The 12,637-nt window shown below is 65.3% G+C and carries 10 protein-coding genes; 9 read left to right on the top strand and 1 reads right to left on the bottom strand.

What is annotated here, in order from left to right:
* Positions 1–35: 35 nt before the first annotated feature.
* Positions 36–806 carry an IclR family transcriptional regulator gene (locus tag ACSVIK_RS00125; RefSeq protein WP_442442344.1) on the bottom strand — a complete coding sequence of 257 codons (771 nt, stop codon included), beginning with the start codon at positions 804–806 and terminating at the stop codon, positions 36–38.
* Positions 807–933: 127 nt separating this feature from the next.
* Between ACSVIK_RS00125 and ACSVIK_RS00120 the strand changes: the two genes are divergently transcribed.
* The 9 genes from ACSVIK_RS00120 to ACSVIK_RS00080 all read left to right on the top strand — a co-directional run bounded on the left by ACSVIK_RS00120 (position 934) and on the right by ACSVIK_RS00080 (position 12,597).
* Positions 934–2,226, top strand: coding sequence for an NAD(P)/FAD-dependent oxidoreductase (locus ACSVIK_RS00120; RefSeq protein WP_442442343.1), 1,293 nt, complete (start codon positions 934–936; stop codon positions 2,224–2,226).
* 226 nt (positions 2,227–2,452) lie between these two features.
* On the top strand, positions 2,453–3,319 hold the full coding sequence (gene purU / locus ACSVIK_RS00115) for a formyltetrahydrofolate deformylase (RefSeq protein ID WP_442442342.1): 867 nt from the start codon (positions 2,453–2,455) through the stop codon (positions 3,317–3,319).
* Entirely contained in the window at positions 3,316–4,191 is an 876-nt protein-coding gene (gene folD / locus ACSVIK_RS00110) for a bifunctional methylenetetrahydrofolate dehydrogenase/methenyltetrahydrofolate cyclohydrolase FolD (protein ID WP_442442341.1), read from the top strand. Before purU ends, folD begins: the two co-directional genes overlap by 4 nt.
* Positions 4,192–4,196: 5 nt before the next feature.
* Positions 4,197–5,435: an FAD-dependent oxidoreductase gene (locus ACSVIK_RS00105; protein ID WP_442442340.1), complete on the top strand. Its 1,239-nt coding sequence runs from the start codon at positions 4,197–4,199 to the stop codon at positions 5,433–5,435.
* A gap of 118 nt (positions 5,436–5,553) precedes the next feature.
* The gene (locus ACSVIK_RS00100; protein WP_442442339.1) at positions 5,554–5,862 is read left to right on the top strand and encodes a sarcosine oxidase subunit delta; all 309 of its coding nucleotides are present in this window, start codon (positions 5,554–5,556) and stop codon (positions 5,860–5,862) included.
* Positions 5,859–8,756, top strand: a complete 2,898-nt coding sequence (locus ACSVIK_RS00095; RefSeq protein WP_442442338.1) for a 2Fe-2S iron-sulfur cluster-binding protein — start codon at positions 5,859–5,861, stop codon at positions 8,754–8,756. The genes ACSVIK_RS00100 and ACSVIK_RS00095 overlap by 4 nt, the downstream gene beginning before the upstream one ends.
* Position 8,757: 1 nt before the next feature.
* A complete protein-coding gene (locus ACSVIK_RS00090; RefSeq protein WP_442442337.1) occupies positions 8,758–9,432 on the top strand; it encodes a sarcosine oxidase subunit gamma in 675 nt (224 codons plus the stop codon).
* Between the two features lie 86 nt (positions 9,433–9,518).
* The gene (locus ACSVIK_RS00085) at positions 9,519–10,289 is read left to right on the top strand and encodes an IclR family transcriptional regulator (RefSeq protein ID WP_442442336.1); all 771 of its coding nucleotides are present in this window, start codon (positions 9,519–9,521) and stop codon (positions 10,287–10,289) included.
* A gap of 346 nt (positions 10,290–10,635) precedes the next feature.
* A complete protein-coding gene (locus tag ACSVIK_RS00080) occupies positions 10,636–12,597 on the top strand; it encodes a methyl-accepting chemotaxis protein (RefSeq protein ID WP_442442335.1) in 1,962 nt (653 codons plus the stop codon).
* The last annotated feature ends 40 nt before the right edge of the window (positions 12,598–12,637 follow it).

Below are 12,637 nucleotides of genomic sequence, written 5' to 3'. Positions count from 1 at the left end.
TTTCAACGGCCTGCTAGCCTGAGCCGAGCCCCGGCTCAGCTTCTGGCAGCGCCGAACGCGTCGCTCACCAGACGTTGCGCCTCTTCCTGCATGGCCTGCGCCAGCGCCTGACGCCGGGCATCGGTCATGCGCGGGCGCGCCAGTGCACAACTGAGGGCGCCCAGCGGCTGGCCATCGCCATCGAGGATTGGCACCGCCAGGCCGGTGTAGCCCGGCAGGCGTTTGTCCACCAGGCCGCTGGCGTAGCCCAGGCGTTTCACGCTGGGCAGGCTGGCGGCGACGCGCTCTACCTCCAGGCCATAGTCCAGGCGCAACGTGGCGGCGTTGTGGGCGAGGATCTCATTGCGCTCGCAGCGCCCGAGCCAGGCCAGCAGCACCTGCGAGGCCTGGCCGACACCCATGGGGATACGCCCACCCACCGCGCCGCTGTAGCTCTGCACCGGCAGTGCGCCGGCCAGCATGTCCAGGCACAGCACCTGATGACCGTCTGCCACCAGTAGAAAGAAGCTATCGCCGAAGCGCTGCGCCAGACGCAACAGCACCGGCCGCGCCCGCTCACGCAAGGCGCTGGCATTGCCGGCCTGGGCACCGAGGGCGAACAGTTCGTAGCCCAGCACGTAGCGCCCGCGTTGCGGCGCGGCGCGCACGAAGCCCTGGCGACGCAGATACTGCAGCAGCCGGTAGGTGGTGGCCTGCGAGCAGCCAAGCGCAGCACGCAGTTCGTCCAGGCTAGCGCCCTGCTGGCCGGTCGCAGCGATGGCGCGCAACAGCAGAAAGGCCCGCTCCAGGGTCTGGGTACCACTCATGGCATTTCTCACATGCTGATAAAAGAAGGCTGGCCAGCGCGATGCAAATTGCACGCCCCTGCGGCCTGGGCATGCTCGCTGCACCTTCCTTCGGTGCGCGCAGCGCACCCTACCCTGGAGAACGTGCATGTATCCGCAGATCGAACAGGTGGCCAGTGACAGGCTGCCGGAAAGCACCGAAGTGGCCATCATCGGCGGCGGCATCATCGGCGTCAGCACCGCCTATTGGCTGGCCCGTCGCGGTATCGCCGTGACACTGCTGGAAAAGGGCCTGATCGGCGCCGAGCAATCCTCGCGCAACTGGGGCTGGTGCCGCAGCATGGGCCGCGACCTGGCCGAAATCCCCCTGGCCATGGCCAGCCTGCACCTGTGGGATGCCTGGCAGACGCAGCTTGGCGAAGACCTGGGTTTTCGCCGTAGCGGCGTGCTCTACGCCTGCGAAAACCCGCGCCAGTTGCAACAGCAGGCCGATTGGCTGCAGGCCGCCAGCGCCCATGGCGTGCACGCGCGGCTGCTGGAAGGCAAAGAGCTGCTGCGGGTGATGCCCGAAGGCGCCGCTGCCGGCTGGAGCGGCGCGCTGCATACACCCAGCGATGGCCGCGCCGAACCGCACCGCGCCAGTGCCGTGATCGCCCGCGCCGCACAACGCCTGGGCGCACGCATCGTCACCGGCTGTGCGGTGCGCGGCCTGGATATCGCAGCGGGCAAGGTCACCGGTCTGTACAGCGAACGTGGCCGTCTGAACTGCAGCAGCGTGGTGCTGGCCGGTGGCGCCTGGTCGACGCTGTTCTGCGCCAACCTTGGCCTGCGCCTGCCACAACTCAAGGTGGTGGCCTCGGTGCTGCGCACAGCGCCTATGGCCAGTGGCCCGGAGCTGGCCGTGGGCGCCAGCCGCTACGCCTTTCGCAAGCGCGCCGACGGCGGCTATACGATTGCCCAGCGCAACGGCAACCTGGCACCGATCACGCCGGACAGCTTCCGCTACCTGAGCGATTTTCTACCCGCGCTGAGCCAGCAGTTTCGCGAAGTGCGCCTGCGCCTGGACGGTCGCTTTCTGGAAGAGCTGCGCCAGCCCAGGCGCTGGGCCATGGACAGCGAGAGCCCTTTCGAGCGCTGCCGCGTGCTTGATCCGCAGCCCTCTGCGGCGATTCTGGCCGAAGCACGCACAGCCATGGCCGCTGCCTTCCCCTTCTTCCGCCAGATGCGCGTCGAGCAGAGCTGGGCCGGGGTGATGGACGTCACCCCGGACGCCATTCCGGTGATCGGCCCGGTCGAACGGCTGCCGGGGCTGTTCCTGTCCACCGGCTATTCCGGCCATGGCTTCGGCATTGCGCCAGGTACCGGCCATCTTCTGGCCGACCTGATCGACGGTAGCACGCCGCTGGTCGATCCACGCCCCTTCGCCTATGAGCGGCTCTAGGGGCTGAGCGGCGGCACTGGCCCGATAAGACGCGCGCGTGACCGCCACTCATATATTTCCTGAAAGGATAAAAAAATTCCTAACAAGCATGGACACGCCTTGCCCATTCACTTATAAAAATCACCAACGTGAAAAATAGATTCGTCACAGTAATTTTTCTTCATAGACGAACGATCATTTCATTCATGAAGATTTTCCTGCCGCAGCCCCCAGCAGAGGATTCGCCATGCAGCACGCCAAGCACCCATACGTGATCAAGATCAGTTGCCCGGCTACATCCGGCATCGTCGCCGCCGTAACGTCCTTCCTCGCCGACCATGGTTGCTACATTAGCGAAATGGCGCAGTTCGACGACGAGGTCAGCGGTGCCTTCTTCATGCGCGCGGTATTCCGCTTCAACGAAGGTTTCGCCGGCGATATCCAGCAGATCGAGAACGGCTTCGCCGAGGTCGCCGAGCGCTTCGCGATGAGCTGGGAGCTGCACGACACCCGCGAGCCGATGCGCGTGCTGCTGATGGTCAGCAAGTACGACCACTGCCTGGCCGACCTGCTCTATCGCCACCAGAAGGGCGAGTTGCAGATGAAGATCACCGCCATCGTCTCCAACCACCTCGACTTGCGGCCGATGGCCGAGCGCGAGGGCATCCGCTTCATCTACCTGCCGGTGACCAAGGACACCAAGGCCCAGCAGGAAGCCGAGCTGCTGAAGATCGTCGACGAGACCAAGACCGATCTGGTGGTGCTGGCGCGCTACATGCAGATCCTCTCGGATGATCTGTGCAAGCAGCTCTCCGGCCGCGCCATCAACATCCACCACTCCTTCCTGCCCGGCTTCAAGGGCGCCAAGCCCTATCACCAGGCCTATGAGCGCGGCGTCAAGCTGATCGGTGCCACCGCGCACTACGTCACTTCGGATCTCGACGAAGGCCCGATCATCGAGCAGGAAGTGCAGCGCGTGGACCACAACTACACCCCCGACGCCCTGGTGGCGGTGGGTCGCGACACCGAGACCGTGGCCCTGTCCAAGGCGGTCAAGTATCACCTCGAGCACCGCGTGTTCCTCAACCACGACAAGACGGTGATCTTCCGATGAGCGCGCAACGGATCGACGGCAAGGCCACCGCCGCGCGTGTGCTCGCCGAGGTCGCCGCTGACGTGGCCGTGCTCAAGGCCCAGGGCATCGAGCCGGCGCTGGCCGTGGTGCTGGTCGGTGATGACCCGGCCAGCCACGTCTACGTGCGCAACAAGGTGTTGCGCGCGAACGAGGTGGGCATCCGCTCGCTGGAATATCGCCTGGGCGCCGACGCCAGCGCCGAAGCGGTGCTGGAAGTGGTGGCCGGGCTCAATGCCGACGCCTCGGTCAACGGCATCCTGGTGCAGTTGCCGCTGCCGGCACATATCGATGAAACCCGCGTGCTGCAGGCCATCGACCCGGCCAAGGACGTCGACGGTTTTCACAGCGAGAACGTCGGCGGCCTCAGCCAGGGCCGCCCGGTGCTCACGCCCTGCACCCCGGCCGGCTGCATGCGCCTGCTGCGCGACACCCTCGGCGATCTGTCCGGCAAGCATGCCGTGGTGGTCGGCCGCTCGAACATCGTCGGCAAGCCGATGGCGGCGCTGCTGCTGGCCGCCAATTGCAGCGTCACTGTGCTGCACTCGCGCAGCGTCAAGCCGGAGAAACTCTGCGGCCAGGCCGACATCGTGGTCGCTGCCGTCGGCCGGCCCCGGATGATCGGCGCCGACTGGATCAAACCCGGTGCGGTAGTGATCGACGTCGGCATCAACCGCATCGAGGAAGACGGCCGCTCGCGCCTGGTCGGCGATGTCGACTTCGACGCCGTGCTGCCGGTGGCCTCGGCCATCACCCCGGTGCCCGGCGGCGTCGGCCCCATGACCATCGCCATGCTGATGCACAACACCTTGCTCGCCGCCCACCAGCAACACGGCCTGCCGCCACAGGAGTAACCGCAATGCCCCTTGCCCTGCTCAAGTACGGCCTGTCCTCGGAATACCCCGTGGAGGCCGACCTGCCTGCGCCGAAGGAACTCAAGCCGGCGTATGACGTGGTCATCATCGGTGGTGGCGGCCATGGCTTGGCCACCGCCTATTACCTGGCCAAGTACCACGGCGTGACCAACGTCGCGGTGCTGGAGAAGTCCTACCTCGGCGGTGGCAACACCGCGCGCAACACGGCGGTGATCCGCTCCAACTACCTCACCAGCGAAGGTGTGCGCTTCTATGCCGAATCGGTGCGGATGTTCAAGGAGCTATCCAACGAGTTCGACTTCAACATCATGTATTCCGAGCGTGGCCAGCTCACCCTGGCGCACACCGACGCCACCGTGCGCGCCTTCCGCCAGCGCGCCGAGGTGAACAAGCACTTCGGTGGCCGCACCGAGATGATCGACCGCCAACAGATCCGTGAACTGGTGCCCTGCCTCAACCTAGACCCTGGCCATATCCCGGTGCTCGCCGGGCTCTGGCACATCGACGGCGCCACCGCGCGCCACGACGCCGTGGCCTGGGGCTACGCCAAGCAGGCGGCCAAGCGCGGCGTGGAAATCCACCAGCTCACCGAGGTGCAGGACTTCATCGTCGAGAACGACAGGGTCACGGCGGTCAAGACCAACCGTGGCGACGTGCGCTGCGGCTGCGTGGTGCAGGCGGTAGCCGGCGCCAGCTCGTTGCTGATGAACAAGCTGAACATCAAGGCGCCGATCCACACCTACCCGCTGCAGGCCATGGTCACCCAGCCGTTCAAGCCCTTCCTCGACCCGCTGGTGAGCTCCTCGGCGCTGCACTGCTACGTGCAGCAGACCAGCCGTGGCGAGATCGTCTTCGGCGGCGGCTCCGACCCTTACCCGCTGTACAACACGCGCTCGACCCTCGACCTGAAGGAAAGCCTGCTGGCCCACGCCATCGAGATGTTCCCCTTCATGGCCGGCGCCAAGCTGATGCGCCAGTGGGCCGGCAGCACCGACATGACACCGGACTACAGCCCGATCATGGGCCGCTCGCCGCTGGACAACTACTACCTCGACGCCGGCTGGGGCACCTGGGGCTTCAAGGCCACGCCGATCTGTGGCTGGACGATGGCCGAGCTGGTCGCCACCGGCAAGACCCCGGCGCTGATCCAACCCTTCGCACTTGAGCGCTTCTCGGCCTTCCGCCAGGTCAACGAGATGGGCGCCACGGCTGCGAGCCACTGATGCATTCCTTTGTAGGAGCGAGCTCTGCTCGCGAAGCTTTTGTTTCGCTTGGGTTCGCGAGCAGAGCTCGCTCCTACGATCCCATTACCCCGGCCTTGCTCGTCAAGGAGTTGAACCCATGAAGATCATGCCCTGCCCGCTCAACGGGCCTCGCAACATCAACGAATTCACCTATGGCGGCGAACTCAAGCGCATGCCCGACCCGAACACCTGCTCGGACGCCGAATGGGCCGACTACGTGTTCAACAGCGAGAACATCGCCGGCGTCGTCACCGAGTGGTGGATGCACAACGCCTCCAGCTACTGGTTCCTGGCCGAGCGCCACACCGTCAGTGACGAGATCCTGCGCACCTTTGACCCCAAGGAACTGTTCGACCGCCGCATCGATTTCGCCGCGCCTGCCAAACCCCAGGAGGTGAGCGCATGAGCGCCGATGTCCGCCTGCCGGCCCCGCTGGGCCTGCTGATCGACCGCAAGCGCCCGGTCAGCTTCGACTTCGAGGGCACCACCTATCAGGGCCTGGCCGGCGACAGCATCGCCAGCGCCCTGCTGGCCAATCAGCGCTGGCTGCTGTCGCGCTCATTCAAGTACCACCGCCCGCGCGGCCCGCTGTCGATGGCCGGGCAGGACGCCAACACCCTGGTGCAACTGCCGGACGAGCCCAACGTGCTGGCCGATATGCAGCCGCTGTCTGGCGGCCTGCAAGTCAGCGCGCAGAACTACAACGGCAGCCTGGACAAGGATCGCGACGCTCTGCTCGGACACTTCTCCAAGTTCATGCCGGTGGGTTTCTACTACCGCTCGTTCTACAAGCCCAAGGGCATGTGGAAGGTCTGGGAACCGCTGATCCGCAAGAAAGCCGGCCTCGGCGTGCTCAACCTCGAGCTGCAGCCGCAGTACCACGACAAGGCTTTCCTGTTCACCGATCTGGCGGTGATCGGCGCCGGCCCAGCCGGACTGTGCGCGGCGCTGACCGCTGCCAACGCCGGGGCCAAGGTGCTGCTGATCGAACAGCAGAATTATCTGGGCGGCGCGCTGGCCTGGGCGCGATTCGATGTCGAAGGCAAACGTGCCGCCGAGCTGCGTGCCGAACTGTTGGCCGCCGTGGAAGGCCACGCCAATATCCGCATCCTCAAGGAAGCCACCTGCAACGCCTGGTTCACCGACCACTACCTGCCGGTGATCCAGGGCAAGCGCCTGTACAAGGTGCGCGCCCGCCAGTGCATCGTCGCGGCGGGTGCCTTCGACCAGCCGGTGGTATTTCGCAACAACGACCTGCCCGGCGTGCTGCTGACCAGCGCCGCGCAGCGCCTGATCAAGCTCTACGCGGTCAAGCCGGGCCAGCGCGCCGTGGTGCTGACCGGCAACGACGACGGCTACCTGGCCGCCCTCGACCTGCTCGATGCCGGTGTCGAGGTCGCCGCCCTGGTGGACATGCGCGAACGTGCCGATGACGGCAGTCTGGCCACCGCCCTGCAAACCCGTGGCGTCGCCTGTCATGCCGGCAGCACGGTCTATGAAGCGCTGGGCGACAAGCACCTGAACGCCGTGGACGTGCGCCGCATCAGCGGCCAAGGCAAGGTGGCGGGCAGCGGCCTGCGCATCGACTGCGACCTGCTGTGCATATCCGCCGGCTACATGCCGGTGTACCAGTTGCTGTGCCAGGCCGGCGGCAAGCTGGCCTACGACGACGCCAGTGCCTGCTTCAGCCTGTCCGGCCTGCCGAGCGGGCTGCAGGTGGTCGGCTCGGTCAATGGCCGCAACGCCCTCGACGCGCTGCTTATCGATGCCGCCAACGGCGCCCTGCGCGCACTCGCCGCTCTCGGCCTGGAAACCAGTCAGCCATTGCGCGAGCTGCCAGCCGAGCCGCGAGTCAACTTCCCCTGGCCGATCTTCCCGCACCCGAAAGGCAAGGATTTCGTCGACTTCGACGAAGACCTACAGGTGCGCGACATCGTCAACGCCACCCGCATCGGCTACCGCGACGTGCAACTGGTCAAGCGCTTCTCCACCGTTGGCATGGGCCCCTCGCAGGGTCGCCACTCGGCACTGCCCACCGCACGCCTGGTGGCCCAGGCCACGGGCCGCAGCGTCAGCGAAACCGGGGTGACCACCGCGCGCCCGCCGTTCAGCCCGGAAACCCTGGCGCAGGTCGCCGGCCGTGGCTTCGATCCGTATCGGCAAACCGCCATGCACGCACGCCATCTGGAGCTGGGGGCGAAGATGATGCCCGCCGGCATCTGGCAGCGCCCGGCCTACTACGGCAAGCCGGAAGAACGCGAAGCCTGCATGCAGGCCGAGGCGCGCCAGGTGCGCGAGAAGGTCGGCCTGATCGACGTCTCCACCCTGGGCGGCCTCGACGTGCGCGGCCCGGACGCCGCCGAGCTGCTCAACCGCCTCTACACCTTCGCCTTCGCCAAGCAGCCGGTGGGCCGTTCGCGCTATGCGCTGATGACCAACGAGCACGGCGTGGTGATCGACGACGGCGTCTGCGCACGTTTCGCCGACGAGCACTTCTACGTCAGCGCCACCACCAGCGGTGTCGACCGCGTCTACCAGCAGATGCTCAAGTGGAACGCACAGTGGCGCCTGAACGTCGACATCACCAACGTCACCGCCGCGCTGGCAGCGGTCAACCTGGCCGGGCCGGACTCGCGCAAGGTGCTGGCCAAGCTGTGCGGCGATGTCGACCTGTCCGCCGAGGGATTCCCCTACCTGGCGGTACGCCTGGGCACGGTGGCGGGTATTCCCGCCCGCCTGCTGCGGGTCGGTTTCGTCGGTGAACTGAGCTACGAGATCCACGTCCCGGCGCGCTACGGCGAAGCCCTGTGGGATGCGCTGATGGAAGCCGGTCGGGAGTTCGACATTCGCCCGTTCGGCGTCGAGACGCAGCGCCTGCTGCGCCTGGAAAAGGGCCACGTCATCATCGGCCAGGACACCGACGGCATGACCAGCCCGGCCGAGATCGACATGGGCTGGGCCATCGCTCGCAGCAAGCCGTTCTTCGTCGGCAAGCGCTCGGTGCAGATCCTCGAAGCGCAGCCGCCGATCCGCAAGCTGGTCGGCTTCACCTTGCCCAAGGGCAGCAGCCAGCCGCTGGAAGGCCATCTGGTGCTCAAGGGGCCGGACATCAGCGGCAACGTCACCTCCTGCGAGTACTCGCAAACCCTCGGCCAGATCATCGGCCTGGCCTACTGCGCGCCCGACCAGGCCGCGCCGGGCCAGCGCCTGCCGATCCGCGTCGAAGGCGGCGAGGTGGTGCAGGCCAGGGTGGTGCAACTGCCCTTCTATGACCCTGAAAGCCAACGTCAGGAGCTGTGAGATGACCCTCCAAGCCAATCAATTCGCAGCACGCAGCCCTCTATATCGACTGCAGGCCGGCACCACTCTCGCTCCGTTCGGCGAGAGCTGCATCGTCACCACCTACGGCCAGGGCGACGAAAGCGCCCTGCTGGGCCACTGCGCGCTCATCGACCTGACCAGCCTCGCCCGCTACGGCCTGCGCGGCCCGGCGGCTGCCGACTACCTGGGCGCGCTGGGCTACCAGCTACCGCAAGCGCCCAACCAGGCGCTGAGCCAGGCCGATGGCAGCCATGTGCTGCGCCTGTCGCAAACCGAGTACCTGCTGCTCGGCAGCCTGCACGATGCCGGCAGCAAAGCGCAGTGCGAAGAAAGCCAGTGGCAGGCCAGCGCCGGCCAGTACCTCCTGCCGCGCCAGGACAGCCACGCCTGGCTGGTGCTCACAGGCACCTGCGGAGCCGAGGTGATGGCCAAGCTCTGCGGCGTCGACCTCAGCGCGCAGGCTTTCGCCGTCGGCCAGGTAGCGCAGACCTCGGCGGCGCGGATCAACGTCATCGTCGCCAACCTGCCGCTGGGCGCAGTGCCGTGCCTGCACCTTCTCTGCGACCGCGCCTCGGTGCATTACTTCTGGGGCGTGCTGCTCGACGCCATGCAGGAATTCGGTGGACAGCCGGTAGGCATCGACGCTCTGCCCTGAGCCCCCAAGGTGCGCACGGCGCACCCTACGGCCATGGCGCCAAACGTAGGGTGCGCCATGCGCACCACCGAATCTGGAGGACAACCATGGGCATCCAAGAAGACGAACTGGACTACCGCGTCCCCGCGCTGCAGCGGGGCCTGAGCATCCTGCAGATGTTCAACGCCAGCGAGCGCAGCCTGAGCAGCAACGCCATCGCCGAGCGCCTCGGCGTCAGCGTCTCGGCCATCTACCGCATCCTGGTCACGCTCACCGACATGGGCTACCTGCGCAAGCTCGGCAAGAACAGCTACGAGCTGGGCCCGCAGGTGCTCTGCGACGGCTTCGCCTACCTGGCCAGCCGCGACCTGGTGGACATCGCCATGCCGCACCTCAATGCCCTGCGCGACCGCACCTCGCTGTCATGCCACCTGTCCATTCGCGAGCACACCGACAGCCTCTACATCGGCCGCGCCTTCGCTGCCCAGCGGCTGTCGGTGAACATCCCCATCGGCACGCGCATCCCCTGCCACTGCACGGCCATGGGCCGCATGCTGCTCAGCGGCCTGACGCCCATGGAACTGGACACGCTATACCAGCACGTACGCCTGGACGACTACCCGCCGCCCGCGCCGAAGACCCTGCCCGAGCTGCAACAACTGCTCGAACGCGACCGCGAGCGCGGCTGGGTGATGCACCGCTCCGACTACTCCACCGCCATCGCCTGCGCCGTGCGTGACCACCGTGGCGACGTGGTGGCGGCGATCAACCTGTCAGGGCCGGAAGCGGTGATGGACAGCCCCGTGGCCCGCGAGCGCTACCGGGAAAGCCTGCAGCAGTGTGCTGACGCCATCTCGCTCGAACTGGGAAGAAAATGAAGAAAATTGCACGAATGTTCCAGTAAAAAGCCAATTTTAGGTCATAACTGGCCAATTTCTGCAGAACCCATGAAATCATATTGCCACCATTAGCCCGACTGTTATCCTGACTTGGTCAGTAGGTCTTTCTGCTGGCAAAAACATTTGCAGGGTGTCTGCAAGGGCTTTGCCTTTTCCCGCCCCACAAGTCCCTCACCCGGCTGGGCAGATCATCGATCAGCACCCAGCCTCCGTCCCCTTCGCTGTCCCCGTTTCGCTTATACAGCCCAGCCAAGCCTTGCATGCGTGCTGAGGCATTTCCTGCGCACCTGCGCGCGAAAAAATCCCATAAAAAACAGGAAAGACCATGAACGCACTGACCCGCACCTTGCTCGATCTGAGCGTCCGAAAAAAACTGACGGCCGGCTTCGGCCTTCTCATGCTGATTACCCTGTGCATGGCCTGGGTAGGCCATTGGGCGCTGAATACCAGCCTGGTACGCATGGACAACCTGCAAAACGTCAACGTCATGGACAGAAAGCTGAACCAGGCACGACAGCAGGAAAAGAACTACATCATCCGTGGCAACAACCAGTATCTGGACAAGGCCATCCAGCTTGCCGAACAAGTCGGCAAGCTGGCACAGGAAAGCGAGATCCGTCTGCAATTGCCGCAGAACAAGGAGCTGATGCGTCAGGTGCAGCAGGATCAGGATCGCTATCGCCGTGAACTACTCAACGTCGGCAAGGCCACGGCGCTGAACAAGACCGAGCAACAGGAGATGCGCAAGTCTGCACAGACTGCCATAGAGCGCATCCAGAAGTTGACCCAGGCGCTACGCAAGGCCACCACCGAACAGATCGCTCAAGGCAACGACCAGCTCAGCACCGCGCTGTTCGAGCAGAGCAACAAGGCTAATGACCTACTTCTTGCCATATTGAGCTCCAGGGTGCAGGAGAAGAACTTTCTGCTGTTTGGCGATGAGAGCTACGCCAAACAGGTGGACGAGCGCTACGCCTCCATGCAGCAAGAGGTCAAACAGCTCATGGCCATGAGCACGAGCTACGACATCCAGCAAAACCTGCAAGAGGCCGCTGCGCTGATCGACGACTATTACAAGAATTTCAACGACGCGCGGCAGTCCAGGGCGGCCCTCGACCGCTCCGAAGAGGAAATGAACGACAGCGCGCAAAAGGTGGCCGATGCTTCCAGCCAGTCGATGAAACTGCAACGGCAGCTGCTGGAAAGCGGCTCGAGCGATGCCAAGAGCATGCTGATCAGCGCCGCCGTGGTGGCGATCATCCTCGGGCTGCTCTGCGCCCTGGGCATCACCCAGGTGATAGTCGGGCCGCTGCAGCATGTCGTTGCTATCGCCCGGCAGATAGCCAGTGGTGACCTGACCACGAACTTCGAGAACGACCGCCGTGATGAACTCGGCCAACTGATGCAGGCCATGCAGGAGATGACCAGCAGCCTGCGCAACCTGATCGGCAACCTCGGTTCAGGCATCACCCAACTGGCGACTGCGGCCGAACAACTCTCGGCGGTGACCGAGCAGACCAGCGCCGGCATCACCCAGCAGCGCATGGAAACCGAACAGGTCGCCACCGCCATGAACGAAATGACGGCCACGGTGCTGGACGTTGCCCGTAACGCCGAAACGGCCGCTCATTCGGCCAGCGAAGCCGAGGAGCAGACCCGCCAGGGCGGTACAGTGGTGAAGCAGGCCATCGAGCGTATCGAACGCCTGGCGCAAACGGTCGAGGAGTCGGTGGCAACCATCACCCGCCTCAAGGGCGACAGCGCCAACATCGGCACCGTACTCGACGTGATCAAGGGCATCGCCGAACAGACCAACCTGCTCGCCCTCAACGCCGCTATCGAAGCGGCTCGTGCCGGTGAGGCTGGCCGCGGCTTCGCCGTGGTCGCCGACGAAGTCCGCGCCCTGGCACGCCGTACACAGGAATCCACCGCGCAGATCGAACAGTTGATCGCCGCCCTGCAGAACGGCGCCGAAAGTGCCGTGAACGTCATGGACAAGAGCAGCAGCATGGCCAGCGACACCGTGGAGACGGCGCGCCAGGCCGGCGTTGCGCTGGATCAGATCGACGAAGCGGTATCACGCATCCAACAGATGAACCAGCAGATCGCCACTGCGTCCGAACAGCAAAGCTCGGTGGCCGAGGAGATCAACCGCAGCGTTTCCAGCATCAGCGACATCGCCGAGCAGTCGGCCGCCGCCAGCGAGGAAACCTCGGCCTCCAGCGTCGACCTGGCCCGTCTGGGCAGCGACCTGCAGCAGCAGATCAGTCGCTTCCGCGTGGCCTGAAGCATGGCCGGTAGGTGGCGCTCTACCTTCTACCGGCCTC

The sequence above is a fragment of the Pseudomonas sp. NCHU5216 genome, from assembly GCF_052156495.1.
Classification (GTDB): domain Bacteria; phylum Pseudomonadota; class Gammaproteobacteria; order Pseudomonadales; family Pseudomonadaceae; genus Aquipseudomonas.
The sequence above is the reverse complement of the archived record's forward strand: the minus strand, read 5'-3'. Positions and strand labels throughout refer to the sequence as shown.

Bases quoted from the DNA above. Each gene is read 5' to 3' on its own strand.
- ACSVIK_RS00125 (WP_442442344.1), bottom strand. From the start codon at position 806: ATGAGTGGTACCCAGACCCTGGAGCGGGCCTTTCTGCTGTTGCGCGCC.
- ACSVIK_RS00120 (WP_442442343.1), top strand. From the start codon at position 934: ATGTATCCGCAGATCGAACAGGTGGCCAGTGACAGGCTGCCGGAAAGC.
- purU (WP_442442342.1), top strand. From the start codon at position 2,453: ATGCAGCACGCCAAGCACCCATACGTGATCAAGATCAGTTGCCCGGCT.
- folD (WP_442442341.1), top strand. From the start codon at position 3,316: ATGAGCGCGCAACGGATCGACGGCAAGGCCACCGCCGCGCGTGTGCTC.
- ACSVIK_RS00105 (WP_442442340.1), top strand. From the start codon at position 4,197: ATGCCCCTTGCCCTGCTCAAGTACGGCCTGTCCTCGGAATACCCCGTG.
- ACSVIK_RS00100 (WP_442442339.1), top strand. From the start codon at position 5,554: ATGAAGATCATGCCCTGCCCGCTCAACGGGCCTCGCAACATCAACGAA.
- ACSVIK_RS00095 (WP_442442338.1), top strand. From the start codon at position 5,859: ATGAGCGCCGATGTCCGCCTGCCGGCCCCGCTGGGCCTGCTGATCGAC.
- ACSVIK_RS00090 (WP_442442337.1), top strand. From the start codon at position 8,758: ATGACCCTCCAAGCCAATCAATTCGCAGCACGCAGCCCTCTATATCGA.
- ACSVIK_RS00085 (WP_442442336.1), top strand. From the start codon at position 9,519: ATGGGCATCCAAGAAGACGAACTGGACTACCGCGTCCCCGCGCTGCAG.
- ACSVIK_RS00080 (WP_442442335.1), top strand. From the start codon at position 10,636: ATGAACGCACTGACCCGCACCTTGCTCGATCTGAGCGTCCGAAAAAAA.